The sequence below is a fragment of the Kitasatospora viridis genome (assembly GCF_007829815.1).
Lineage (GTDB): Bacteria > Actinomycetota > Actinomycetes > Streptomycetales > Streptomycetaceae > Kitasatospora > Kitasatospora viridis.
The window spans coordinates 1,334,501-1,359,081 of sequence record NZ_VIWT01000001.1 but is presented as its reverse complement, the minus strand read 5'-3'; the positions used below and the strand labels follow the sequence as shown (position 1 = coordinate 1,359,081).

General features: G+C 71.3%; 23 protein-coding genes. 15 read left to right on the top strand and 8 right to left on the bottom strand.

What is annotated here, in order from left to right; genetic code table 11:
- Nucleotides 1-27 precede the first annotated feature (27 nt).
- From FHX73_RS06120 to FHX73_RS06095, 6 genes are all read right to left on the bottom strand, one after another.
- Nucleotides 28-531 carry a SigE family RNA polymerase sigma factor gene (locus FHX73_RS06120; RefSeq protein ID WP_145903936.1) on the bottom strand — a complete coding sequence of 168 codons (504 nt, stop codon included), beginning with the start codon at nt 529-531 and terminating at the stop codon, nt 28-30.
- A gap of 83 nt (nt 532-614) precedes the next feature.
- A complete protein-coding gene (locus FHX73_RS06115; RefSeq protein WP_145903934.1) occupies nt 615-1,565 on the bottom strand; it encodes a hypothetical protein in 951 nt (316 codons plus the stop codon).
- Nucleotides 1,566-1,787: 222 nt separating this feature from the next.
- On the bottom strand, nt 1,788-2,192 hold the full coding sequence (gene msrB, locus FHX73_RS06110; protein WP_145903932.1) for a peptide-methionine (R)-S-oxide reductase MsrB: 405 nt from the start codon (nt 2,190-2,192) through the stop codon (nt 1,788-1,790).
- Nucleotides 2,189-3,589: a UDP-N-acetylmuramate--L-alanine ligase gene (gene murC, locus FHX73_RS06105; RefSeq protein ID WP_145903930.1), complete on the bottom strand. Its 1,401-nt coding sequence runs from the start codon at nt 3,587-3,589 to the stop codon at nt 2,189-2,191. Before murC ends, msrB begins: the two co-directional genes overlap by 4 nt.
- Before the next feature lie 117 nt (nt 3,590-3,706).
- Nucleotides 3,707-4,174, bottom strand: coding sequence for an indole-3-glycerol phosphate synthase (locus FHX73_RS06100; RefSeq protein WP_145903928.1), 468 nt, complete (start codon nt 4,172-4,174; stop codon nt 3,707-3,709).
- A 122-nt stretch (nt 4,175-4,296) separates the two neighbouring features.
- A complete protein-coding gene (locus FHX73_RS06095; RefSeq protein WP_145903926.1) occupies nt 4,297-5,082 on the bottom strand; it encodes a pyrimidine reductase family protein in 786 nt (261 codons plus the stop codon).
- On the opposite strand from FHX73_RS06095, the gene zapE reads away from it, so the two are divergent.
- From zapE to FHX73_RS06075, 4 genes are all read left to right on the top strand, one after another.
- Nucleotides 5,081-6,172, top strand: a complete 1,092-nt coding sequence (zapE, locus tag FHX73_RS06090) for a cell division protein ZapE (protein WP_145903924.1) — start codon at nt 5,081-5,083, stop codon at nt 6,170-6,172. The genes FHX73_RS06095 and zapE overlap by 2 nt on opposite strands.
- A 37-nt stretch (nt 6,173-6,209) precedes the next feature.
- Nucleotides 6,210-8,303 carry an excinuclease ABC subunit UvrB gene (gene uvrB / locus FHX73_RS06085; protein ID WP_145903923.1) on the top strand — a complete coding sequence of 698 codons (2,094 nt, stop codon included), beginning with the start codon at nt 6,210-6,212 and terminating at the stop codon, nt 8,301-8,303.
- 109 nt (nt 8,304-8,412) lie between these two features.
- Nucleotides 8,413-8,991 (top strand): TerD family protein, encoded by a 579-nt coding sequence (locus tag FHX73_RS06080; protein WP_145903921.1) that lies wholly within the window; start codon nt 8,413-8,415, stop codon nt 8,989-8,991.
- 218 nt (nt 8,992-9,209) lie between these two features.
- Nucleotides 9,210-10,142, top strand: a complete 933-nt coding sequence (locus tag FHX73_RS06075; RefSeq protein WP_145903919.1) for a TerC family protein — start codon at nt 9,210-9,212, stop codon at nt 10,140-10,142.
- 11 nt (nt 10,143-10,153) lie between these two features.
- On the opposite strand, the gene FHX73_RS06070 is transcribed toward FHX73_RS06075, so the two are convergent.
- Both FHX73_RS06070 and FHX73_RS06065 read right to left on the bottom strand, forming a co-directional pair.
- Nucleotides 10,154-10,807 (bottom strand): MBL fold metallo-hydrolase, encoded by a 654-nt coding sequence (locus FHX73_RS06070; RefSeq protein WP_145903917.1) that lies wholly within the window; start codon nt 10,805-10,807, stop codon nt 10,154-10,156.
- A gap of 57 nt (nt 10,808-10,864) precedes the next feature.
- Nucleotides 10,865-11,626: a maleylpyruvate isomerase family mycothiol-dependent enzyme gene (locus tag FHX73_RS06065; protein ID WP_145903915.1), complete on the bottom strand. Its 762-nt coding sequence runs from the start codon at nt 11,624-11,626 to the stop codon at nt 10,865-10,867.
- 279 nt (nt 11,627-11,905) lie between these two features.
- Here FHX73_RS06065 and uvrA point away from each other — a divergent pair, with 279 nt between their 5' ends.
- The 11 genes from uvrA (at nt 11,906) to FHX73_RS06010 (ending at nt 24,577) form a co-directional block, all read left to right on the top strand.
- Nucleotides 11,906-14,815 (top strand): excinuclease ABC subunit UvrA, encoded by a 2,910-nt coding sequence (gene uvrA, locus FHX73_RS06060; protein WP_145903913.1) that lies wholly within the window; start codon nt 11,906-11,908, stop codon nt 14,813-14,815.
- Between the two features lie 95 nt (nt 14,816-14,910).
- The gene (locus tag FHX73_RS06055; RefSeq protein WP_145903911.1) at nt 14,911-15,348 is read left to right on the top strand and encodes a Rieske (2Fe-2S) protein; all 438 of its coding nucleotides are present in this window, start codon (nt 14,911-14,913) and stop codon (nt 15,346-15,348) included.
- Nucleotides 15,349-15,390: 42 nt separating this feature from the next.
- A complete protein-coding gene (gene uvrC, locus FHX73_RS06050) occupies nt 15,391-17,418 on the top strand; it encodes an excinuclease ABC subunit UvrC (RefSeq protein ID WP_145903909.1) in 2,028 nt (675 codons plus the stop codon).
- Complete coding sequence (gene rapZ / locus FHX73_RS06045; RefSeq protein ID WP_145903908.1) at nt 17,415-18,329, top strand: RNase adapter RapZ; 915 nt, start codon at nt 17,415-17,417, stop codon at nt 18,327-18,329. Before uvrC ends, rapZ begins: the two co-directional genes overlap by 4 nt.
- 46 nt (nt 18,330-18,375) lie before the next feature.
- Complete coding sequence (locus FHX73_RS06040; RefSeq protein ID WP_145903906.1) at nt 18,376-19,443, top strand: gluconeogenesis factor YvcK family protein; 1,068 nt, start codon at nt 18,376-18,378, stop codon at nt 19,441-19,443.
- Complete coding sequence (gene whiA, locus FHX73_RS06035) at nt 19,434-20,414, top strand: DNA-binding protein WhiA (RefSeq protein WP_145903904.1); 981 nt, start codon at nt 19,434-19,436, stop codon at nt 20,412-20,414. Before FHX73_RS06040 ends, whiA begins: the two co-directional genes overlap by 10 nt.
- A gap of 193 nt (nt 20,415-20,607) precedes the next feature.
- Nucleotides 20,608-21,612: a type I glyceraldehyde-3-phosphate dehydrogenase gene (gap, locus tag FHX73_RS06030; RefSeq protein WP_145903902.1), complete on the top strand. Its 1,005-nt coding sequence runs from the start codon at nt 20,608-20,610 to the stop codon at nt 21,610-21,612.
- Between the two features lie 158 nt (nt 21,613-21,770).
- Nucleotides 21,771-22,976: a phosphoglycerate kinase gene (locus FHX73_RS06025; protein WP_145903901.1), complete on the top strand. Its 1,206-nt coding sequence runs from the start codon at nt 21,771-21,773 to the stop codon at nt 22,974-22,976.
- A 5-nt stretch (nt 22,977-22,981) separates the two neighbouring features.
- Nucleotides 22,982-23,767 carry a triose-phosphate isomerase gene (tpiA, locus tag FHX73_RS06020; RefSeq protein WP_145903898.1) on the top strand — a complete coding sequence of 262 codons (786 nt, stop codon included), beginning with the start codon at nt 22,982-22,984 and terminating at the stop codon, nt 23,765-23,767.
- A gap of 95 nt (nt 23,768-23,862) precedes the next feature.
- Nucleotides 23,863-24,099 (top strand): preprotein translocase subunit SecG, encoded by a 237-nt coding sequence (gene secG, locus FHX73_RS06015; protein ID WP_145903896.1) that lies wholly within the window; start codon nt 23,863-23,865, stop codon nt 24,097-24,099.
- 142 nt (nt 24,100-24,241) lie between these two features.
- Complete coding sequence (locus tag FHX73_RS06010; protein ID WP_035841977.1) at nt 24,242-24,577, top strand: RNA polymerase-binding protein RbpA; 336 nt, start codon at nt 24,242-24,244, stop codon at nt 24,575-24,577.
- Nucleotides 24,578-24,581: the final 4 nt, after the last annotated feature.

The following is a 24,581-nucleotide window of genomic DNA, read 5'->3' as shown; positions in this document are numbered from 1 at the left end:
ATACCGAATCGTGACCGTCGGCCGGGGTCAGCCGAGCAGCAGCCGCCCGTCCCGGCCGAGATGGGCACGGAGCGTGGCCACGGCGCGGGCGCTCTGCGACTTCACCACCGAGCTGCTCACCCCGAGGATCTCGGCGGTCGTCTCGACGCTCAGGTCCTCCCAGTAGCGCAGCAGCACGATCGCCCGGTCCCGCTTGGAGAGCAGCTCCAGCGCGTCCAGCAGGGTCAGCCGGGTGGCCGAGGGGTCGCCGGTGCCGTGCGGCCGGTCCGGCAGCTGGTCGACCGCGAGCTCGGTGCTGCTGCGCCGCCGCCGGTGGTCCAGCAGGGAGTTGAGCAGCACCTTGCGGGCGTAGTGGAACGGGTCGCTGCTCGGGTCGCGGGCTATCCGCTTCCAGTGGACGTACATCTTGGTGAGCGTCGTCTGGGTCAGGTCCTGGGCGAGGTGCCAGTCCCGGCACATCAGGTAGGCGATCTGCCGCAGCCGTACGGCGTTGCCTTCGGCGAACGTGATGAAGTCGGCCTCGTTGCGCACGCGTGGTCCCCCCGGGTGGGTCGGTGGTGTTCGGGAATGCCGGAGGCCGCGGCCCCCGGAGGGGCCGCGGCGGGTGCGGTCGGTTAGGGGCTGACCTTGATGCTGCCGGCGTACTGCGTGTCGGCGGCCTTGACGAACGACGACGGCATGACGACGTTCAGCAGGGTGCTGTCGGCCAGGGTGACGGCCTGAGCCTGCGTCAGCGGAGTGGACGTGCCACGGGCGCTGTTGTCGAGGCAGGTGGAGAGGTCGACCGAGACGGCGATGCCGTCATGCCGGTACACCGTGACCGTCGTGTTCTGGATGCAGTTGCTCGGGTTGCTCAGCACGTTGACGAACTCGCCGGCCGCGTCGGTGGAGCAGGTGGCGGAGACGCCGGTCTCACCCTCGGGCGTCGTGCAGGACGACGGGGTGTCGGCCTTGTACGCGCTCACGCCGATCCGGCCGGTCTTGCCACCCGAGTGCAGGTAGAGGTTGACGGACGGGTCGAGGGTGATCGGGGGCTGCGGCGCATCGCCGTAGTAGTGGTCCGTGGTGATCCCGCTCGGCAGGGACTGCACCACGGCGGCCAGCAGGCTGGCCGGGGTGCTCTTGACCAGTGCGTCCGAGCCGGCCGCCGCCGGGGTGCTCGCCGGCACCCCGGCCGGGGCCGAGGAGCCCTGGCCGCCGCCGGGGGTGGGCGAGGCCGAGCCGGCGTCGGGGGTCGCGCCGGCACTCGGCGCCGCCGAGGCCCCGGGGGTGGTGCTGGGGGCGGCGCTGGGAGTGGCACTGGTGTTCGGCGAGGCGCTGACCGAGGCGCCCACCGGTGCGGCCGGGCCGATCCCCTGCGCGCCGGTGTGGCCGGAGCCGACCAGCTGACCGCTGAACAGCGCGGTCACGGTGGCGACGGCGGCCACGGCCGCCGTCGCGCCGATCGTCCGGAACCGCCGGATCCGGCGGCCCTGGCGGGCGGCCTGCCCGACCAGGTCACCGATCGGGGGCTCGCTGAGTCGTGACAGCTCCTCACGCAGGGAGGAGCTGAACTCGTCGTCCATCTGGAGTGTCCTTCTGGTGGAGTGAACCGCACGCCGGCCATGCGGGCCCGCGTCTCGCGGGCTCTGCTCAGAAGGACGGATCGGGGGCCCGGTCCGGTCGCAGCCCGGGCGGCTTTTCTCCGGGCGGACCTGACGGGGGGTCGGGCTGGGGGGGGTCGGGCTGGGGGTCGGGCGAGCGGGCCTGCGGGCGGCGGACGCCACCCGCAGGCGGGGTGCTGACGGCTACTCGGCCGGACGCAGGGTCAGCGAGATGCTGTTGATGCAGTAGCGCTGGTCGGTCGGGGTGGCGTAGCCCTCGCCCTCGAAGACGTGGCCCAGGTGGCTGCCGCAGCGGGCGCAGCGCACCTCGACCCGGCGCATGCCGAGCGTGCTGTCCTCGATGTACTCCACCCGGTCCTCGGCCAGCGGCGCGAAGTACGACGGCCAGCCGCAGTGGCTGTCGAACTTGGTCTCCGAGCTGAACAGTTCGGACCCGCAGGCCCGGCAGGCGTACACGCCGACGGTCTTGGTGTCGGTGTACTCGCCGACGAACGGGCGCTCGGTGCCCGCCTTCCGCAGCACCTGGAACTCAGCCGGGCTGAGCTGGGCGCGCCACTCGTCGTCGGTCTTCTCGATCTCGTAGGTCATCGTGCGAGCTCCTCAAGGATGGCCGGACCGAGGTTGGTGACGTCCCCGGCTCCCATGGTGAGAACCAGATCGCCCGGCTTGGCCATCCCGGCCAGCAGTGCGGGTGCGGCGGCGAAGTCGTGCTCGGCGGTCACGTCGGCGCCGGCCCGGCGGGCCGCGTCGACGATCAGCTCGCTGGTCACGCCCGGCAGCGGGTCCTCCCGGGCCGGGTAGATGTCCAGCACCACGCAGGCGTCGGCCAGCGCCAGCGCCCGGCCCATCTCCTCGGAGAGCTGCTGGGTGCGGCTGAACAGGTGCGGCTGGAAGACCACCAGCGCCCGGCCGGCCGCGGACTGGCTCAGCACGTCCCGGACCGCCTCCAGGTCGGCGGCCATCTCGGTGGGGTGGTGCGCGTAGGAGTCGATCACCTGCACGCCGCCGGCCTCGCCCTTGAGCTGCAGCCGGCGGCGCACGCCGGTGTACCGGCCGAGCGCCTCGGCCAGCCGCTCGGCGGGCACGCCCAGCGCGACGCCGGCGGCCAGCGCGGCCACCGCGTTGTGCGCGTAGTGCCGGCCGGGGACGGAGACGGTGAACGCCAGCTCGGCGCCCTCCAGCTCGACGATCACCTCGCTGGTCATGCCGCGCGGGGTGATCGAGACCACCCGCACGGTGGCGTCCTCGGCGGCGCCGACCGTGATCACGCTGAGCCCGGGCCGCCCGGCCACCCGGCGGGTCAGCTCGCGGGCGCCCTCCTGGTCGGCCGAGACGACCAGGGTGCCGCCGGGCTGGATCCGGCCCACGAAGGTCTCGAAGGACTCGTGGATCTCCTCCATCGAGGCGTAGTTGGCGTGGTGGTCGAGCTCCACGTTGAGCACGATCGCCACTTCGGGCGCGTACTTGTGGAAGCTGCGGTCGCTCTCGTCCGCCTCGGCCACGAAGATCTCGCCGGCGCCGTGGTGCGCGTTGGAGCCGGGCGCGTCCAGGTCGCCGCCGATCGCGTAGGACGGGTCCAGGTCGAGGGCGCCGAGCGCCACCGCGAGCATGCTGGTGGTGGTGGTCTTGCCGTGGGTGCCGGCCACCGCGAGGGCGCGGCGGCCGCCCATCAGCGCGGCCAGCGCGTCGGAGCGGTGCACCACCGGGATGCCGCGCTCGCGGGCGGCGGCCAGCTCCGGGTTGTCCTCCCGGATCGCGCTGGAGACCACGATGCTGCTGGCACCGTCCGGCACGTTGCCGGCCGCGTGGCCGACCGCGACGGTCGCGCCGAGCGCGCGCAGCGCCAGCACGGTCTCGGACTCCTTGGCGTCACTGCCGGAGACCTTGGCGCCCCGGACGGTGAGGATCTTGGCCAGTCCGGACATGCCGGCCCCGCCGATGCCGATGAAGTGCGGGGCGTGCAGGTCGTGGGCGGCGTCGTTCAAGGGAGGGCTCCGTACTGAAGTGGCGAATCGTCCTGGCGAGGGGGTTCCCCCGGTCCAGTGCCGGGGGAGTGACCGCAAGGACGATTCTGCACCACCCGCGGGCCCGGGCCGCTCCGCTCAGGACTCGCTGGCGAAGAGCTTCAGCACCGGGACGCCGACCTTGTGCCGGGCCTGGGAGGCCCAGTCGCGGTGGAAGAACTCCTCCACGAAGTGCGGCGCGGTCAGTACCAGCACCTCGTCCGCGCCGGTCTCCTCGACCACCGCGCGCAGGCTGTCCAGCGGATGGGCCTCGACCACCCGGCCGACCGCGTCGGCGCCGGCCGCCCGCAGGTGGCGCAGGCTGTGCTCCAGCGACTCGCCGGCCACGTCCGGGTTCCCGGGCTGCTCGCGCTCGTCGTGCTCGTGCACCGCCTTGTCGAGATGTCCGAGGGCGACGTCGTCGAGGGCCCGCAGCAGCTCGTCGGTCTTGCCGCGGGGTTGCATCAGGACGACGAAGGAGACCTTCTCGTCGCCGTGCAGCGTGGTGACCAGCTCCACGTCGGCGTCGGAGAGCGCCTTTTCGATCATCAGTACGGTCTTGAACACAAGAGTCCCTTCCGTGTTGCAGGCCCCCGGGGTCCGGTGTCCCCTCCCATAGTGCCCGGAGGAAGCTTTCCTCACGCGGCTCACACGGCACTCGCGCCACGTGGGAGTGATCAACGGGCCCGTCAGCTGACGGCCTTTCGGCAGTATCGAGCGAAGAGGAAACCTTTCTGCTCGATCAATGACACCAGTTGCATCCGCTGCGCGTCAGCCATTTCGGCACCGTGCGCGATCCGTGGCGCGGTCCCGGCGGTCAGCAGCGGGGCCAGCGAGAGGCAGAGCTCGTCCAGCAGCCCGGCCGCCGCCAGCTGCCCGAGCAGCCGCGGGCCGCCCTCGGTCAGCTGCCGGGTCCAGCCCCGCGCGGCCAGCGCGGCGAGCGCGGCCGGCAGGTCCACCGAACCCCGCCCGGCGGTGACCAGTTCGGCGGTGCGGGCCACCGCGGCCCGGCGGTCGGCCGGCGCGTCCTCGGTGGTGATCACCACGGTCGGCACCAGCGGCTCGGTGAACAGCGGCAGGCCCAGGTCCAGCTCCAGCGAGCGGCTGACCACCGCGATCACCGGGGCCGGCCCCTGTCCGGCGGCCCGCCGGGCCTCCTGGAAGGCCTCCCGGGCCCGGGCCGGCCGGTAGCCCTCGGCGCGCGCCGTCTCGGCGCCGACCAGCACCACGTCGGCCAGCGCCCGCAGCACTCCGAAGATCCGCTTGTCGGCCTCGCTGGAGAGCCCCTCGGAGAGCCCGTCGAGCTTGGCCGCCCCGTCCAGCGAGGAGACCATGTTGGCCCGCAGCCAGGGCTGCCCGAGGTTCACCTGCCCGGGGTACGCGTAGACGGCCGCGAGGCCTTCCAGGGAGTCGAGGGGGGCGAGCGAGTCGTCGAGCGGCGCCGCGGAGTGTGACGCAGGGATCAGCCGGTGCATGACTGCGAGTCTTCCACGGCGCGTACCCTTTACTACCGTGCCCGGAGCCTCCCACCCTGATGCCATAACCGCCACCACCGCCCCGGTGGCGCTCAGCGAGCGCAAGCCGGCGGTCCCGGCGGAGCGGTTGGTCGCCGAGATGGTGCCGCCGCCGAGGTTCTCCGGGGTGAGCTTCGGCTCCTACCTGCCGGACCCGACCCAGCCCAGCCAGCAGCAGGCGGTCGGGGTGCTGGAGGAGTTCGCGGCCGGCCTCAACGCGGCCGAGGCCCCCAAGCGCGGCTGGTTCCGCAAGGCCAAGCCCCCGCAGGGCCCGGCCGGGGTCTACCTGGACGGCGGCTACGGCGTCGGCAAGACCCACCTGCTGGCCTCGCTCTGGCACGCGGCCCCCGGCCCCAAGGCCTTCGGCACCTTCGTCGAGCTGACCAACCTGGTCGGCGCGCTCGGCTTCCAGCAGGCGGTGCGCACGCTGTCCGGGCACAAGCTGCTCTGCATCGACGAGTTCGAGCTGGACGACCCGGGCGACACCGTGCTGGTCTCCACCCTGCTCTCCCGGCTGGTCGAGGCCGGGGTGAAGCTGGCCGCCACCTCGAACACCCTGCCGGAGAAGCTCGGCGAGGGCCGGTTCGCCGCCGCCGACTTCATGCGCGAGATCCAGGGGCTCTCGGCGAACTTCCGCACCGTCCGGATCGACGGCCAGGACTACCGCCACCGCGGCCTGCCGGCCGCCCCCGCCCCGTACACCGACGAGCAGGTCACCGAGCGGGCCGGGCGGGCCCCGGGCGCCTCGCTGGACGACTTCGCGGCCCTGCTGGACCACCTCTCGGCGGTCCACCCGAGCCGCTACGGCGCGCTGCTGGACGACGTGCACGCGGTCTTCCTGCGCGGCGTGCGCCCGGTGGAGGACCAGTCCACCGCGCTGCGCCTGGTGGTGCTGGCCGACCGGATGTACGACCGGGAGCTGCCGATCACCGCCTCCGGCATCCCCTTCGACCAGGTGTTCTCCGAGGAGATGCTGAAGGGCGGCTACCGCAAGAAGTACCTGCGGGCGGTCTCCCGACTGGTCGCGCTGGCCCGGGACTCGGCGAAGTAGCCGCCGCGCTGTCACACCCGGGTCGTACGGTGGGACCGTGCGACCCATCACGAGCATTGAGCGGACCACGGCGCCCTTCGAGGTCGTCAGCCCCTACCAGCCCAACGGCGACCAGCCGGCGGCCATCGCCGAGCTGGAGCGCCGGATCCGCGCGGGCGAGAAGGACGTCGTCCTGCTCGGCGCGACCGGCACCGGGAAGTCGGCCACCACGGCCTGGATGATCGAGAAGCTCCAGCGGCCCACCCTGGTGATGGCGCCGAACAAGACCCTGGCCGCCCAGCTGGCCAACGAGTTCCGCGAGCTGCTCCCGAACAACGCGGTCGAGTACTTCGTCTCGTACTACGACTACTACCAGCCCGAGGCCTACGTCCCGCAGACGGACACCTACATCGAGAAGGACTCCTCGATCAACGAGGAGGTTGAGCGGCTGCGCCACTCCGCGACCAACTCGCTGCTCACCCGGCGGGACGTGGTGGTGGTCGCCTCGGTCTCCTGCATCTACGGCCTCGGCACCCCGCAGGAGTACGTCGACCGGATGGTCCCGCTGAAGGTCGGCGAGGAGATCGACCGGGACGCGCTGCTGCGCCGCTTCGTCGACATCCAGTACACCCGCAACGACCTGGCCTTCACCCGGGGCACCTTCCGGGTCCGCGGCGACACCGTCGAGATCTTCCCGGTCTACGAGGAGCTGGCCGTCCGGATCGAGATGTTCGGCGACGAGATCGAGGCGCTCTACCTGCTGCACCCGCTGACCGGCGAGATCATCAGCCAGGACGACTCCATCTACGTCTTCCCCGCCTCGCACTACGTGGCCGGCCCGGAGCGGATGGAGCGGGCGGTCAACGGCATCGAGACCGAGCTGGCCGAGCGGCTCGCGGTGCTGGAGAAGCAGGGCAAGCTGCTGGAGGCCCAGCGGCTGCGGATGCGCACCACCTACGACATCGAGATGCTCCGCCAGATCGGCAGCTGCTCCGGCGTGGAGAACTACTCGATGCACTTCGACGGCCGCGAGCCGGGCTCCCCGCCGAACACCCTGCTCGACTACTTCCCGGAGGACTTCCTCCTGGTGATCGACGAGTCGCACGTGACGGTCCCGCAGATCGGCGCGATGTACGAGGGCGACGCCTCCCGCAAGCGCACCCTGGTGGACCACGGCTTCCGGCTGCCCTCCGCGCTGGACAACCGCCCGCTGAAGTGGGAGGAGTTCCTCGGGCGGATCGGCCAGACCGTCTACCTCTCCGCCACCCCCGGCCCCTACGAGCTCTCCCGCGGCGACGGCCAGGTGGAGCAGATCATCCGCCCGACCGGCCTGATCGACCCCGAGGTGATCGTCAAGCCGACGGAGGGTCAGATCGACGACCTGGTGCACGAGATCCGCACCCGGGTGGAGAAGGACGAGCGGGTGCTGGTCACCACGCTCACCAAGAAGATGTCCGAGGACCTCACCGACTACCTGCTCGGCCTCGACATCCGGGTCCGCTACCTGCACAGCGACATCGACACGCTGCGCCGGGTGGAGCTGCTGCGCGAACTGCGGGCCGGCAAGTACGACGTGCTGGTCGGCATCAACCTGCTCCGCGAGGGCCTGGACCTGCCCGAGGTCTCGCTGGTGGCGATCCTGGACGCGGACAAGGAGGGCTTCCTGCGCTCCGGCACCTCGCTGATCCAGACCATCGGCCGCGCCGCCCGCAACGTCTCCGGCCAGGTGCACATGTACGCGGACCGGATCACCCCCTCGATGGAGAAGGCGATCGAGGAGACCAACCGCCGCCGCGAGGTCCAGCAGGCCTACAACAAGAAGCACGGCATCGACCCGCAGCCGCTGCGCAAGAAGATCGGCGACATCCTGGACACCCTGGCCCGGGAGGAGATCGACACCGAGGAGCTGATGGCCACCGGCTACCGGGACGCCGGCAAGGCGAAGAAGGCCCCGGTGCCCGCGCTCGGCGCCGACCGCAAGCAGCCCAGCTCCATGCCGGCCGCCGAACTCGCCCAGCTGATCCAGGACATGACGGAGCGGATGCACACCGCCGCCGCCTCGCTCCAGTTCGAGGTGGCCGCCAGGTTGCGCGACGAGGTCAAGGAGCTGAAGAAGGAGCTGCGCCAGATGCGGGAGGCCGGGATCGCCTGATCCGGCCCGCCCCGGCCCCGGGGGGCGCCCCTGGTGGGTGGCGCCGCCCAGGGCCTAGGGTGAGCGCAGCGCGTCGGTCAAAATCGCGTCAAGGCAAGAGGGGGCGGCCGTGTCGGTGAGTCTGAGCAAGGGCGAGCAGGTCAGTCTGCGCAAGTCCAGCGGCGAGACGCTGAGCCTGGTGCGGATGGGCCTGGGCTGGCGCGCGGCCCCCAAGCGCGGGCTCTTCGGCAGCCGGACCCGGCAGATCGACCTGGACGCCTCGGCGCTGCTCTACGCCGAGCACACCCCGAAGGACGTGGTCTTCTTCCAGCAGCTGGTCAGCCGGGACGGCTCGGTGCGGCACACCGGGGACAACCTGGTCGGCGGCGCCGGCTCGGGGGAGGACGACGAGTCGATCGTGGTGGACCTGACCCGGATCCCGGCGCAGATCACCCAGGTGATCTTCACGGTCAGCTCCTACACCGGCCAGACCTTCGCCGAGGTGCAGAACGCGCACTGCCGCCTGGTGGACGAGGCCAGCGGTCTGGAGCTGGCCCGCTACGAGCTGACCGGGGGCGGCGAGCACACCGGGCAGATCATGGCCAAGGTGTTCCGCGAGGGCGCCGGCTGGGGCATGCAGGCGATCGGCGCTCCGGCCCGGGCCCGCACCTTCCAGGACATGCTGCCGGCCATCGAGCCCTTCCTCTGACGCTCCCGCTGACCCTCCATCAGCAGGGCACTTTACCTTTCCTTGGTGATTCCTGGTACTCTTCTTGACATCGGAGGGGAGTACTCCCCAAGCGGTGTTCCCGTCATCACGGCGGCCGTCGATCGGCCGCCCGGGTGCACCGGTCCGCGTGGCTGACGAGCCGTCACGCGGGCGGAGGAGACCTCCGGCAGACTCGACCTGCCGGAGGAGCAGCTTTCATGGACGTTTCCCTCGCCCTGTGGGCCAGTACCGTCGCCGTTCTGGTGGCGCTGATCGCCGCCGATTTCTTCATCGGGGGGCGCAAGCCGCACGAGGTCTCGATGAAGGAGGCCGGTACCTGGACGGTGGTCTGGGTGGTGCTGGCGATCGCCTTCGGCGGCTTCCTGTGGTGGTACGGCGGCGGGCAGCCGGCCGGCGAGTTCTTCGCCGGGTACCTGACCGAGAAGTCGCTGAGCGTCGACAACCTCTTCGTCTTCCTGCTGATCATGGCGAAGTTCGCGGTGCCGGCCAAGCACCAGTCCCGGGTCCTGATGGTCGGTGTGATCATCGCCCTGGTGCTCCGGGCGGTCTTCATCGCCGCCGGTGCCGCGCTGATCGCCAACTTCTCCTGGATCTTCTACATCTTCGGCGCCTTCCTGGTGTGGACCGCCTGGAAGCTGCTCAAGGAGGCCCGCGCCGGGCACGGTGCCGGCGCCCAGGCCGGCGGCGAGGCCGAGTTCGAGGAGAACCGGCTGCTCACCACGGTCCGCCGGTGGTTCCCGCGGCTGTCCGCGCTGGGCCTGGTGATGCTGGCGATCGGCACCACCGACCTGCTCTTCGCGCTCGACTCGATCCCGGCGATCTTCGGCCTGACCCAGGACCCGTACATCGTCTTCACCGCCAACGCCTTCGCGCTGATGGGCCTGCGCCAGCTGTACTTCCTGCTCGGCGGGCTGCTGAGCCGGCTGGTGCACCTGTCCTACGGGCTGGCGGTGATCCTCGGCTTCATCGGCGTCAAGCTGCTGCTGCACGCGCTGCACGAGAGCGGCGTGCACGTGCCGGAGATCGGCATCCCGCTCTCGCTCGGCTTCATCGGCGCGGTGCTCGCGGTCACCACGGTCTCCAGCCTCTGGGTGACCCGGTCGGCGGGGGCGGTCGACCGCCCCCGCTGACCGGGGCCGGTTCACCAGCCGCGCTCGCGCCACTCCGATAGGTGCGGCCGCTCGGCGCCGAGCGTGGTGTCCTTGCCGTGCCCCGGGTAGACCCAGGACTCGTCCGGCAGCACGTCGAAGAGCTTGCCGGTGACGTCCCGGTAGAGGCTGTCGAAGGCCGCGGGGTCCTTCCAGGTGTTGCCCACCCCGCCGGGGAAGAGGCAGTCCCCGGTGAAGACGTGCGGGTGGCCCTCCGGGTCGTCGTAGACCAGCACGATCGCCCCGGGCGTGTGGCCGACCAGATGGCGCACCGTCAGGGCGCAGTCGCCGACCTTGACGGTGTCGCCGTCGTCCAGCGGCAGGTCGGTCGCCACCCCGATGCCCTCGGCGTCGATCCGGCCCGCCGCGGTGCGGGCTCCGGTGGCCGCGACCACCTCGGCGAGCGCGGCCCAGTGGTCCTGGTGGCGGTGCGTGGTGACCACGGTGGCGAGCTCCGTGCCGACGGTCTCCAGCAGGGTCGGCGCGTCCGCCGCCGCGTCGATCAGCAGCTGCTCGCCGGTGGCCCGGCAGCGCAGCAGGTAGGCGTTGTTGTCGTAGGGGCCGACCGCGACCTTGGTGATGATCAGGTGGGCGAGTTCCCTCACGTCCGGCCGACCGCCGACCGTGACGGCTCCGTGGTAGCTCAACGCTGACTCCTTCGGTGTGCTGGGGGTGCGGGCCGTACCGGTCCCATGATCGTGCGCTCAGCCGAGCGGCGGGAGCACCGGCAGGGCGGTGCGCGGGTCGGCGAGGTGGCCGGCGGGGGTGTGCACCTGCAGGCCGTCGCCGTCCGAGCGGCCGGAGAGCCAGGCGGCCAGGGCGCGCAGCGGGCCCTCCACCCGCAGCGGCTCGGGGCCGGCGCCGATCACCGCGCGGTGCTCGGTGTCGTCCGCCACCAGCTCGACGGCGGGCAGCCCCTCCTGGCCGGCGAACCGCTCGGCCAGGTACGCGAACTGCTCGGTGGCGAAGAACTCCGGCCAGTGCGCCGCGGTGTAGCCGACGGCCAGGTCGACGTGGTGGTACTCCAGCTCGCCGAGCCGCTTGCCCGGCACCTCGTGCGCCGGGAAGGTGTAGCCGTGACGGTGGGTCAGCTCGGCCGACCAGGCCTCGTCGGGCAGCGCGGCGGCGGCCGCGGCGAACCGCTCGGCGCTCGCCGTCAGGTCGGCCAGCTGCTCGGCCGGCGGGCGCGGGGCGCCCTGCTGGATGCCCTCCTCGCGGGCGGCCTCGCTGGCGTACTGCGGGACCGGCACGCCGGTGCGGGCGGTCTCCAGCAGGTTGACCAGCGAGTCGGCGTTGCGGGCGATGTGGGCCAGCACGTGGCCGCGGGTCCAGCCGGGCAGGCCGGAGGGCTCGGCGATCTGGTCGGCGGTCAGGTCGGCGACGGTGCGCAGCAGGCGCTCGGTGCTCTCCGCGACGGCCTTCAGTTCGGCGGCCGCGAGCTCGGCGGGAGTGGGCTGCTGGGTCATCGGTGGGAGCCTCTCTTCTGTTCTCTTGCGGAACGCGCCGGGAAGACGCGTTGCCTGGCACGGGGTCCGGTCGTTGCGTTCCAGGGCGAGGCTATCGCCGGGCGGGGCGGGGAGCAGGGGCTTTTCGGGGAGCCGTCCGATTGTCAGTGCGAGGCGCTTCACTCGTTCGGGTGGCCCTGGCTGGACAAGTCCGGTATTCGAACGCCTGAGCTATATGCTGGTCGGCGACACTGGATACCGACCCGTTTCCGTTCAACCCGGAGAAAGGCGCCAGAAGCAGTGGCCGACCGCCTCATCGTCCGCGGTGCTCGCGAGCACAACCTGAAGAACGTCTCGCTCGACCTGCCCCGGGACTCGCTGATCGTCTTCACCGGGCTCTCCGGGTCGGGCAAGTCCTCGCTGGCCTTCGACACCATCTTCGCCGAGGGCCAGCGCCGCTACGTCGAGTCGCTGTCCTCCTACGCCCGGCAGTTCCTGGGCCAGATGGACAAGCCCGACGTCGACTTCATCGAGGGCCTCTCCCCGGCCGTCTCGATCGACCAGAAGTCCACCAACCGCAACCCCCGCTCGACCGTCGGCACCATCACCGAGGTCTACGACTACCTGCGCCTGCTCTTCGCCCGGGTCGGCAAGCCGCACTGCCCGCACTGCGGCCGCCCGATCGCCAAGCAGTCCCCGCAGGCGATCGTGGACCAGGTGCTGAAGCTCACCGAGGGCACCCGCTTCCAGGTGCTCAGCCCGGTGGTCCGCGAGCGCAAGGGCGAGTTCGTCGACCTCTTCGCCGACCTGCAGTCCAAGGGCTACGCCCGGGCCCGGGTGGACGGCGAGACGGTCCAGCTGACCGAGCCGCCCAAGCTCAAGAAGCAGGAGAAGCACACCATCGAGGTGGTCATCGACCGCCTCACCGTCAAGGACAGCGCCAAGCGCCGGCTCACCGACTCGGTGGAGACGGCGCTCAAGCTCGCCGGCGGCATGGTGGTGCTCGACTTCGTCGACCTGGAGGCCGACGACCCCGAGCGCGAGCGGATGTACTCCGAGCACCTCTACTGCCCGTACGACGACGTGTCGTTCGAGGAGCTGGAGCCGCGCTCGTTCTCCTTCAACTCCCCGTTCGGCGCCTGCCCGGAGTGCACCGGCCTGGGCAGCCGGATGGAGGTGGACCCCGAACTGGTCGTGCCCGACGAGGAGAAGTCGCTCGACGAGGGCGCCATCCACCCCTGGTCCGGCGGCCACATGAAGGAGTACTTCGGCCGGCTGATCGGCGCGCTCGCCACCGAGCTGGGCTTCCGCACCGACATCCCGTGGGCCGGCCTGCCGGCCCGGGCCAAGAAGGCGCTGCTCTACGGCCACAAGGCCAAGGTCGAGGTCCGCTACAACAACCGGTACGGCCGCGAGCGGTCCTACGTGACCGGCTTCGAGGGCGTCATCCCGTTCATCCAGCGCCGCCACTCCGAGGCGGAGACCGACTCCAGCCGCGAGCGCTTCGAGGGCTACATGCGCGAGGTGCCCTGCCCCGCCTGCCAGGGCACCCGGCTCAAGCCGGTGGTGCTGGCGGTCACCGTGCAGGGCAAGTCGATCGCCGACGTCGCCGGCATGTCGATCAGCGACTGCGCCGACTTCCTCGGCGCGATGAAGCTGACGGCCCGTGACAAGAAGATCGCCGAGCGGGTGTTGAAGGAGGTCAACGAGCGGCTGCGGTTCCTGGTCGACGTCGGCCTGGACTACCTCTCGCTGGACCGCGCGGCCGGCACCCTGTCCGGCGGCGAGGCGCAGCGGATCCGGCTGGCCACCCAGATCGGCTCCGGCCTGGTCGGCGTGCTCTACGTGCTCGACGAGCCCTCGATCGGCCTGCACCAGCGGGACAACCACCGGCTGATCGAGACCCTGGTCCGGCTGCGCGACATCGGCAACACGCTGATCGTCGTCGAGCACGACGAGGACACCATCAAGACCGCCGACTGGGTGGTGGACATCGGCCCCGGCGCCGGCGAGCACGGCGGCAAGGTGGTGCACTCCGGCGCGCTCAAGGACCTGCTGGCCAACGACGAGTCGCTGACCGGCCAGTACCTCTCCGGCAAGCGCTCCATCCCGCTCCCGGACAACCGTCGGCCGCGCGACAAGAAGCGCCAGATCACCGTGCACGGCGCCCGCGAGCACAACCTCAAGGACGTCACGGTCGGCTTCCCGCTCGGCACCCTCACCGCGATCACCGGCGTCTCCGGCTCGGGCAAGTCCACCCTGGTCAACGACATCCTCTACACCCACCTGGCCCGCGAGCTGAACGGCGCCCGCACGGTGCCCGGCCGGCATACCCGGGTCACCGGCACCGAGCTGGTCGACAAGGTGGTGCACGTGGACCAGTCGCCGATCGGCCGCACCCCGCGCTCCAACCCGGCCACCTACACCGGCGTCTTCGACCACGTCCGCAAGCTCTTCGCGGAGACCACCGAGGCGAAGGTGCGCGGCTACCTGCAGGGCCGCTTCTCGTTCAACGTCAAGGGCGGCCGCTGCGAGAACTGCTCCGGCGACGGCACCATCAAGATCGAGATGAACTTCCTGCCGGACGTCTACGTGCCCTGCGAGGTCTGCCACGGCGCCCGGTACAACCGGGAGACCCTGGAGGTGCACTACAAGGGCAAGTCCATCGCCGAGGTGCTGGACATGCCGATCGAGGAGGCGCTGCACTTCTTCGAGGCCGTGCCGGCGATCGCCCGCCACCTGCGCACGCTGACCGACGTCGGCCTGGGCTACGTGCGGCTCGGCCAGAGCGCGCCCACCCTCTCCGGCGGCGAGGCGCAGCGCGTCAAGCTCGCCTCCGAGCTGCAGAAGCGCTCCACCGGCCGGACCGTCTACGTGCTGGACGAGCCGACCACCGGCCTGCACTTCGAGGACATCAGCAAGCTGATCAAGGTGCTCACCGGTCTGGTCGACAAGGGCAACACGGTGATCGTGATCGAGCACAACCTCGACGTGATCAAGACCGCCGACTGGGTCGTGGACATGGGCCCCGAGGGCGGCAGCGGCGGTGGCACGGTGATCGCCGAGGGCACCCCGGAGCAGGTCGCGGGGGTGACGGCCAGCCACACCGGCAAGTTCCTGCGGGACATCCTGGGCGACCGGGTGACCGACGCGGCGCCGCTGATGCCGGCTCCGCGCGCGGCCCGCAAGCGCGCGGCGGCGAAGAAGTAGCGACCGGGCAGTGCCCCCGGGGGCGGCAGCGGAGCGCGGTTAGACTGCGGCCGTCCGCCCCCCGGGGCACGCCAGGCACCACCCAGGAGCACCCGATGACCGACACCACCGGCCAGCCCGCCACCAGCCGCCGCACCCTGCTCTGCTGCGGAGCCGCCGTGCTGGCCGGCGGCGCCGGGCTCACCGTGGCGGGGTGTTCCCCGAGCAGCTCCTCCGGCAACCAGAAGACCTCCAGCGCCCCGGTGCAGGTCGGCCCGGCCTCCGACGTCCCGGTCGGCGGCGGCAAGGTCTACCGCGACCAGCGGATCGTGGTGACCCAGCCCACCGCGGGCCAGTACAAGGCGTTCAGCGCCCGCTGCACGCACGCCGGCTGCGTGGTGGACACGGTGGCCGGCGGCACCATCCAGTGCCCCTGCCACGGCAGCAGGTTCGCCATCGCGGACGGCTCGGTGGCCGACGGCCCGGCGCCGTCGCCGCTGCCCGCCTACACCGTCGTGGAGCAGAACGGCCAGCTCACGGTCACCGAGAGCTAGTGTTTTTCCAGATCGCATGACTTGAGGGGGACCGACCGAGACATGGCTGACCCGTCCACCTACCGCCCGGCGCCCGGCGCCATCCCGACCTCCCCGGGGGTCTACCGGTTCCGGGACGAACACGGCCGGGTGATCTACGTCGGCAAGGCCAAGAGCCTGCGCCCGCGGCTCTCCTCCTACTTCCAGGACATCGCCAACCTGCACCCGCGCACCGCCACCATGGTGACCACCGCCGCCTCGGTGGAGTGGACCGTGGTCGGCACCGAGGTCGAGGCGCTGCAGCTGGAGTACTCCTGGATCAAGGAGTTCGACCCCCGGTTCAACGTCAAGTACCGCGACGACAAGAGCTACCCCGAACTCGCCGTCACCCTGAACGAGGAGTACCCCCGGGTCCAGGTGATGCGGGGGGCGCACAAGAAGGGCGTGCGCTACTTCGGTCCCTACGGCCACGCCTGGGCGATCCGCGAGACGGTCGACCTGCTGCTGCGGGTCTTCCCGGTGCGCACCTGCTCCAACGGCGTCTTCAAGCGGGCCCGCCAGGTCGGCCGCCCCTGCCTGCTCGGCTACATCGGCAAGTGCGCCGCGCCCTGCGTGGGCCGGGTCTCGCCCGACGAGCACCGCGAACTGGCCGAGGAGTTCTGCGACTTCATGGCCGGCCGGACCGGCAACCACCTGCGCCGGCTGGAGCAGCAGATGGGCGAGGCGGCCGCCGAGCTGGAGTACGAGAAGGCGGCCCGGCTGCGCGACGACATCGAGGCGCTCAAGCGCGCGATGGAGAAGAACGCCGTGGTGCTCGCCGACGGCACCGACGCCGACCTGCTCGCGCTGGCCGAGGACGAGCTGGAGGCCGCGGTGCAGATCTTCCACGTCCGCGGCGGCCGGGTGCGCGGCCAGCGCGGCTGGGTCACCGACAAGGTCGAGGACGTGGACACCGCGGCCCTGGTCGAGCACGCCCTGCAGCAGCTCTACGGCGGCGACACCGCCCCGGTGCCGCGCGAGGTGCTGGTGCCGGCGCTGCCCGACCCGGTGGCCCCGGTGCAGGAGTGGCTGTCCGGACTGCGCGGCTCCCAGGTCGACCTGCGGATCCCCCAGCGCGGTGACAAGAAGGACCTGATGGCCACCGTGGAGCGCAACGCCCAGCAGGCGCTGGCGCTGCACAAGACCAAGCGGGCCTCCGACCTGACCACCCGCAGCCGGGCCCTGCAGGAGATCGCCGACGCGCTGGAGCTGGACAGCGTCCCGCTGCGGATCGAGTGCTTCGACATCTCCCACCTGCAGGGCGAGGACGTGGTCGCCTCGATGGTGGTGTTCGAGGACGGCCTGGCCCGCAAGAGCGAGTACCGCCGCTTCCAGATCAAGGGCTTCGAGGGCCAGGACGACGTCCGCTCGATGCACGAGGTGATCAGCCGCCGGTTCCGCCGCTACCTCCAGGAGCGCGAGCAGACCGGTGAGTGGGCGGTGCCCGAAGAAGGCTCCGACGAGGACCGGAACCGCACCGAGGACGGCCGCCCCAAGCGCTTCGCCTACCCGCCCCAGCTGCTGGTGGTGGACGGCGGCCAGCCCCAGGTGGCCGCGGCCCGGCGGGCCCTGGACGAGCTCGGCATCGACGACGTGGCGCTGTGCGGCCTGGCCAAGCGGCTGGAGGAGGTCTGGCTGCCCGGCGAGGACGACCCGGTGGTGCTGCCGCGCAGCAGCGAGGGCCTGTACCTGCTCCAGCGGGTCCGCGACGAGGCGCACCGGTTCGCCATCACCTACCAGCGCAGCAAGCGCGCCAAGCGGACCACCGCGAGCGGCCTGGACGCCGTGCCCGGTCTGGGCGAGACCCGCCGCACCGCGCTGCTCAAGCACTTCGGCTCGTTGAAGAAGCTGCGCGCCGCCACGGTCGAGGAGATCTGCGAAGTTCCCGGGATCGGGCGCCGGACGGCCGAAACTGTTGTCACGGCGTTGTCCTCCCGGACACCCGCGCCATTCGCCGTGAACACCGCCACAGGCGAGATCATGGAGGACGACGTGCCCGGGGGCACGACCGACCAGAGTCTGGCGAGTAGCGAGAGCGGGGAGCCGAAGTGACAGTGTCCGACGACGGGGGGGCCGTCCGGCCGCAGGCAGTGCCGGGGGAGACCGCCCCGGAGCTGGTGATCATCTCCGGGATGTCCGGGGCCGGCCGCAGCACGGCGGCCAAGTGCCTGGAGGACCTCGGCTGGTTCGTGGTGGACAACCTGCCGCCCGCGCTGATCCCGACCATGGTGGACCTCGGCGCCCGGTCGCAGGGTGCCGTGGCCCGGATCGGCGTGGTGATCGACGTCCGGGGCCGGCAGTTCTTCGACGACCTGCGGGCCTCCCTGGAGGAGTTGGAGAAGCGCGGCACCCGGCTGCGGGTGGTCTACCTGGAGTCCGGCGACGAGGCCCTGGTGCGCCGGTTCGAGAGCGTGCGCCGCCCGCACCCGCTGCAGGGCGACGGCCGGATCGTCGACGGCATCGCCCGGGAGCGGGACCTGCTGCGCGAGCTGCGCGGCGAGGCCGACCTGGTGATCGACACCACCGACCTCAACGTGCACCAGCTGCGCGCCAAGCTGGACGCCCAGTTCGCCGACCACGACGAGCCGCAGCTGCGCTGCACCGTGATGAGCTTCGGCTTCAAGTACGGCCTGCCGGTCGACGCCGACCTGGTGGTGGACTGCCGCTTCCTGCCGAACCCGCACTGGGTGCCGGAGCTGCGGGCCCGAACCGGCACCGATCCGGAGGTGTCGGACTACGTCTTCCGGCAGCCCGGCGCCAAGGAGTTCCTGGACGGCTACACCGAGTTGCTGAAGATCGTCACCGAGGGCTACCGGCGCGAGGGCAAGCGGTACATGACGCTTGCCGTAGGCTGCACCGGTGGCAAGCATCGCAGCGTGGCCATGTCGGAGCGGCTGACGAAGCGTCTGATCGCCGAAGGCGTGGAGACGGTGCTGGTGCACCGCGACATGGGACGGGAGTAGCGGCGGTCCCCAAGCACCGCCGGACGGACAGGATCGTGGGGTAGGTGTGACGGGATACTCGCCGGGGCGGCAGCAGCACCACAACAAGGCCGCTGAGCGGGGTTCCCCGTCGCGAGGCTCCCGTGGCGGCACCGCGCCGCGGATCACCGCGCTGGGCGGCGGGCAGGGGCTCTCCGCCTCGCTCTCCGCGCTGCGCAGGCTCACCTCGGACCTGACGGCCGTGGTCACCGTCGCCGACGACGGCGGCTCCAGCGGCCGGCTGCGGGCCGAGCTCGGCGTGCTGCCCCCGGGCGACCTGCGCAAGGCGCTGGCCGCGCTCTGCGGGGACGACGACTGGGGCCGCACCTGGTCCGAGGTGATCCAGCAGCGCTTCACCGGCACCGGCGAGCTGGGCGGCCACGCGGTCGGCAACCTGCTGATCGTGGCGCTGTGGGAGAAGCTCGGCGACCCGGTGGCCGCGCTGGAGTGGGTCGGCCGGCTGCTCAACGTGCAGGGCCGGGTGCTGCCGATGTCGGCGGTGCCGCTGGACATCGAGGCCCGGGTGCGCGGCCACGACCCGGCCCACCCGGCCGCGGTCACGGCGGTGCGCGGCCAGGCCAACGTGGCGATCACCCCGGGCACCGTGCAGTCGGTCCGGCTGCTGCCCGAGGAGCCGCCGGCGGTGCCGGAGGCAGTGAGCGCGGTGCTGGAGGCCGACTGGGTGGTGCTCGGGCCCGGCTCGTGGTTCACCAGCGTGCTGCCGCACCTGCTGGTGCCGGAGCTGGCGAAGGCGCTGGAGGAGACCAAGGCGCGCCGGCTGCTCTGCCTCAACCTGGCCCCGCAGCCGGGTGAGACCGAGGGCTTCACCCCGCAGCGGCACCTGGAGGTGATCGCCGACCACGCTCCGCGGTTGGGTGTGGATGCGATCCTGGTTGACGAGCGGGCGGTGACCGGCGGTGCCTTCGGCGTGGCCGACCTGGCCGGGCTGCGCAAGGCCGCGGAGCGGATGGGCGCGTCCCTGGTGCTCGACACGGTGGCCCGGGGGGACGGTACGCCGCGACACGACCCGGAGCTTCTGGCTGCGGCGTACGACCGGATTTTCCGGACACATGGAAGGATCGGCCCATGGCGATGACGGCAGCGGTGAAGGACGAAATCAGCCGGCTCCCCGTCACCCGGGCCTGCTGTCGCAAGGCTGAGGTGTCGGCGATCCTGCGATTCGCGGGCGGACTGCACATTGTGAGCGGTCGGATCGTGATCGAGGCGGAGCTGGACACCGGCATTGCGGCGCGACGGCTGCGCAAGGACCTGCTGGAGATCTTCGGACACGCCTCCGAACTGGTCGTGATGGCTCCCAGCGGTCTGCGGCGCGGCAGCCGGTACGTGGTCCGGGTGATCAAGGACGGCGAGTTGCTGGCCCGACAGACCGGGCTGGTGGACGGCCGAGGCCGTCCGATCCGGGGCCTGCCCCCGGCGGTGGTCTCCGGGGCGACCTGCGACGCCGAGGCGGCCTGGCGCGGCGCCTTCCTGGCGCACGGTTCGCTCACCGAGCCGGGGCGGTCCTCCTCGCTGGAGATCACCTGCCCGGGCTCCGAGGCGGCGCTGGCCCTGGTGGGCGCGGCCCGCCGCCTCGGCATCCCGGCCAAGGCCCGCGAGGTGCGCGGCGCCGACCGGGTGGTGATCCGGGATGGCGACGCGATCGGCGCGCTGCTCACCCGGCTCGGCGCGCACGAGTCGGTGCTGGCCTGGGAGGAGCGCCGGCTGCGGCGCGAGGTGCGGGCCACCGCCAACCGGCTGGCCAACTTCGACGACGCCAACCTGCGCCGCTCGGCCCGCGCGGCGGTCGCGGCGGGCGCCCGGGTGCAGCGGGCGCTGGAGATCCTGGGCGAGGAGGTGCCCGAACACCTGGCGGCCGCCGGGCAGTTGCGGATGCAGCACAAGCAGGCCTCGCTGGAGGAGCTCGGCGCGCTCGCCGACCCGCCGCTGACCAAGGACGCGGTGGCCGGCCGGATCCGCCGGCTGCTGGCGATGGCGGACAAGCGCGCGCTCGAACTCGGCCTGCCCGGGACCGAGGCGAGCCTGACGGAGGAGATGGCTCTCAGCTGACCCTCGGTCAAGTGGCAAGTGGTGCAGGTGTGGCGTAGTTCCGGATTTTCGCAAGTACGCCACACCGTGAGCTTGGCCATTGACGGATGTGCTCGGGGCTGTGCTCGGAGGGTAGGGTCGTGGGTGGTCGGGGACATCCCAAATCTTCCACACCCCGTCGGCATAGCCCGGCGTACTCAGAGGAGATCGGTTCGTGACGATCCGGGTAGGCATCAACGGATTCGGCCGCATCGGCCGTAACTTCTACCGGGCGGTCAAGTCCCAGGGCGCGGACATCGAGATCGTCGGTGTCAACGACCTGACGGACACCAGGACTCTGGCTCACCTGCTCAAGTACGACTCGATCCTGGGCACCCTCCAGGCCGAGGTCACCCACACCGACGACACCATCACCGTCGATGGCCACACCTTCAAGGTCATCGCCGAGCGCGACCCGGCCAACCTCCCCTGGGGCGAGCTGGGTGTCGACATCGTCATCGAGTCCACCGGCATCTTCACCAAGGCCGAGCAGGCGAAGAAGCACGTGGCCGCCGGTGCCAAGAAGGTCATCATCTCGGCGCCCGCCACCGACGAGGACGTCACCATCGTCATGGGCGTCAACGACGACAAGTACGACGCCGCCAAGCACACCGTCATCTCCAACGCCTCCTGCACCACCAACTGCGTGGCGCCGATGGCGAAGGTGCTGAACGAGAACTTCGGCATCGTCAAGGGCCTGATGACGACGGTGCACGCGTACACCAACGACCAGGTCACCCTGGACTTCCCGCACAAGGACCTGCGCCGCGCCCGGGCCGCCGCCCTGAACATCATCCCGACCTCCACCGGTGCCGCCAAGGCCACCGCGCTGGTGCTGCCGGAGCTGAAGGGCAAGCTGGACGGCACCTCGCTGCGCGTCCCGGTGCCGACCGGTTCGATCACCGACCTGGTCGTCACCCTGGAGCGGGACGTCACCGTCGAGGAGGTCAACGCGGCCTTCCAGAAGGCCTCCGAGGGCAGCCTCAAGGGCATCCTGGCCTACACCGAGGACCCGATCGTCTCCTCCGACATCGTCAACTCGCCGTTCTCCACCATCTTCGACTCGAAGCTGACCATGGTCCAGGGCAACCAGGTCAAGGTGCTCGGCTGGTACGACAACGAGTGGGGCTACTCGAACCGCCTGGTCAACCTGACCAGCCTGGTCGGCAGCCAGCTCTGACCCGTCGGCAGCTGATCTGATGTGAGGCCGCAGGGCCCGGAGTCGGACACCCGGCTCCGGGCCCTGCACCTGTGCGTGTACCCTCACCTCGCCTTTCTTCCCCCGGCGGCCCGGCGCTGTGCCGCCCCGTCCAGCGCCACTTCCCAGGAGATCGAACAGTGAAGACCATCGACGACCTCGATGTCGCAGGCAAGCGGGTGTTCGTCCGCGCCGACCTCAACGTGCCGCTGAACGGCAGCACCATCACCGACGACGGCCGGATCCGCGCCGTCGCGCCGACCATCGCCGCGCTGCTGGAGCGCGGCGCCCGGGTGGTCGTCGCCTCGCACCTCGGCCGCCCCAAGGGCGAGCCGGACCCGCAGTACTCGCTCGCCCCGGTCGCCGTGCGGCTGGGCGAACTCCTCGGCAAGCCGGTCGCGTTCGCGACCGACACCGTGGGTGACAGCGCGAAGGCCACCGTCGCCGCTCTCGGCGACGGCGAGGTCACGCTGCTGGAGAACCTGCGGTTCAACGCCGGCGAGACCAGCAAGGACGACGCCGAGCGCGGCGCCTTCGCCGACGAACTGGCCGCCCTGGCCGACCTGTACGTCGGCGACGGCTTCGGCGCGGTGCACCGCAAGCACGCCTCGGTCTTCGACCTGCCGGCCCGGCTGCCGCACGCGGCCGGCCTGCTGATCGAGAAGGAGCTGGGCGTCCTCAAGCGGCTGACCGAGGACGTGGCCCGCCCGTACGTGGTGGTGCTCGGCGGTTCCAAGGTCTCCGACAAGGTCGGCGTGATCGACAACCTGCTGGGCAAGGCCGACCGGATCCTGATCGGCGGCGGCATGATGTTCACCTTCATCGCGGCCCAGGGCCACGGGGTGGGCTCCTCGCTGCTGCAGGAGGACCAGATCCCGGTCGTCCAGGAGTACTTGGCGCGGGCGAAGGAGCTCGGCGTCGAGTTCGTCATCCCGGTGGACACCGCGGTGTCCGGGAGCTTCCCGGACGTCAAGACCCAGGCGCCGGTGGACGACTACGCGGTGGTCGAGGCCGACGCGATCCCGGCCGGCGCGCTCGGCCTGGACATCGGCCCGAAGACCGCGCAGCTGTTCGCCGAGAAGCTGGCCGACGCCAGGACCGTCTTCTGGAACGGCCCGATGGGCGTCTTCGAGCACCCGGCCTTCGCCGACGGCACCCGCGCGGTGGCCCAGGCACTGCTGGACTCCAACGCCTTCACCGTGGTCGGCGGTGGCGACTCGGCCGCGGCCGTGCGCACCCTCGGCTTCGACGAGACCAAGTTCGGACACATTTCGACCGGCGGTGGCGCGAGCCTGGAATACCTGGAGGGCAAGACCCTCCCCGGCATCGCCGCCCTGGAGGACTGAGAGCAATGACAGAGCGTCTCCCGCTGATGGCGGGCAACTGGAAGATGAACCTCAACCACCTGGAGGCGATCCAGCACACGCAGAAGCTGGCCTTCGCCCTGTCCGACAAGGACTACCAGGCCGTCGAGGTGGCCGTGCTGGTCCCGTTCACCGACCTGCGCTCGGTGCAGACCCTGGTGGACGGCGACAAGCTGAAGATCAAGTACGGCTCGCAGGACATCTCGGCGCACGACGGCGGCGCCTACACCGGCGAGGTCTCGGGCCCGATGCTGGCGAAGCTGAAGTGCGGCTACGCGGTGATCGGCCACTCCGAGCGCCGGCAGTACCACGGCGAGAACGAGGAGATCGTCAACGCCAAGGTCAAGGCCGCCTACCGGAACGGGATCACCCCGATCCTGTGCGTCGGCGAGCCGCTGGAGATCCGCAAGGCCGGCACCCAGGTCGAGTACACCCTGGCCCAGCTGGACGGTGCGCTCGACGGGCTGTCCGCCGCGGACGCCGAGTCGATCGTCGTCGCCTACGAGCCGGTCTGGGCGATCGGCACCGGCGAGGTGGCCACCCCGGAGGACGCGCAGGAGGTCTGCGCCGCGATCCGGGCCCGGCTCGCCGAGCTGTACGACGCCGAGCTGGCCGACAAGGTCCGGGTGCTCTACGGCGGTTCGATGAAGGCCGGGAACGCGGCCGGTCTGATGGCCAAGCCGGACATCGACGGCGGCCTGATCGGCGGCGCCTCGCTGGACGCCGACGAGTTCGTCCGGATCGTGCGTTACCGCGAGCAGGCGGTAGGCTAACGCCCCCGCAGCAACGTAGTCTTTGGGCCGGACCCCTATACCCGGGGGCCCGGCCCTTCGCCAGATGAGCCAGTTACGAGAGAGTTGGTCCCGCCGTGGTTCTCGGGTTCTCGATTGCCCTGATCGTCTTCAGCCTGATGCTCGTCGTCCTGGTGCTGCTGCACAAGGGCAAGGGCGGCGGTCTGTCCGACATGTTCGGCGGCGGCTCGCTCTCGGCCGGCGGCGGTTCTGCGGTGGCCGAGCGCAACCTGGACCGGATCACCGTGGTCATCGGCATCGGCTGGTTCGCCTGCATCGTCGTACTGGGTCTGCTGATGAAGGTCAAGGGCTGATCCGGACTCAGTTCCGAATGCGGTGCGGACAGATCGTTATCCGCTCCGTACACTAGGACAACTTGCCACTGACCGCAGCGGGCGGCCGGTCGGCAGCGCCTGGGCATCCCCAGGCCGTCAAGGGCATGCAGGGAGTCAGACCGTGGCAAGTGGCAACGCCATTCGAGGCAGCAGGGTCGGGGCCGGCCCGATGGGTGAAGCGGAGCGCGGCGAATCCGCCCCCCGCAACCGGATCTCCTTCTGGTGCGCCAACAAGCACGAGACGCGCCCCAGCTTCGCCGCCGAGGCCGTCATCCCGGACACCTGGGACTGCCCGCGCTGCGGGTTCCCGGCCGGGCAGGACGAGCACAACCCGCCCGCGCCCTCGCGCAACGAGCCGTACAAGACGCACCTGGCCTACGTGCGGGAGCGCCGCACGGACGCGGACGGCGAGGCGATCCTGGCCGAGGCGCTGGCGAAGCTGCGCGGCGAGATCTGATCCC

What these genes read in the sequence shown, in the direction of transcription:
- zapE (WP_145903924.1), top strand. Translation starts at nt 5,081, where the DNA reads ATGACTGCGAGTCTTCCACGGCGCGTACCCTTTACTACCGTGCCCGGA.
- FHX73_RS06115 (WP_145903934.1), bottom strand. Translation starts at nt 1,565, where the DNA reads ATGGACGACGAGTTCAGCTCCTCCCTGCGTGAGGAGCTGTCACGACTC.
- whiA (WP_145903904.1), top strand. Translation starts at nt 19,434, where the DNA reads ATGGCGATGACGGCAGCGGTGAAGGACGAAATCAGCCGGCTCCCCGTC.
- FHX73_RS06095 (WP_145903926.1), bottom strand. Translation starts at nt 5,082, where the DNA reads ATGCACCGGCTGATCCCTGCGTCACACTCCGCGGCGCCGCTCGACGAC.
- tpiA (WP_145903898.1), top strand. Translation starts at nt 22,982, where the DNA reads ATGACAGAGCGTCTCCCGCTGATGGCGGGCAACTGGAAGATGAACCTC.
- uvrC (WP_145903909.1), top strand. Translation starts at nt 15,391, where the DNA reads ATGGCTGACCCGTCCACCTACCGCCCGGCGCCCGGCGCCATCCCGACC.
- msrB (WP_145903932.1), bottom strand. Translation starts at nt 2,192, where the DNA reads ATGACCTACGAGATCGAGAAGACCGACGACGAGTGGCGCGCCCAGCTC.
- FHX73_RS06055 (WP_145903911.1), top strand. Translation starts at nt 14,911, where the DNA reads ATGACCGACACCACCGGCCAGCCCGCCACCAGCCGCCGCACCCTGCTC.
- FHX73_RS06065 (WP_145903915.1), bottom strand. Translation starts at nt 11,626, where the DNA reads ATGACCCAGCAGCCCACTCCCGCCGAGCTCGCGGCCGCCGAACTGAAG.
- FHX73_RS06075 (WP_145903919.1), top strand. Translation starts at nt 9,210, where the DNA reads ATGGACGTTTCCCTCGCCCTGTGGGCCAGTACCGTCGCCGTTCTGGTG.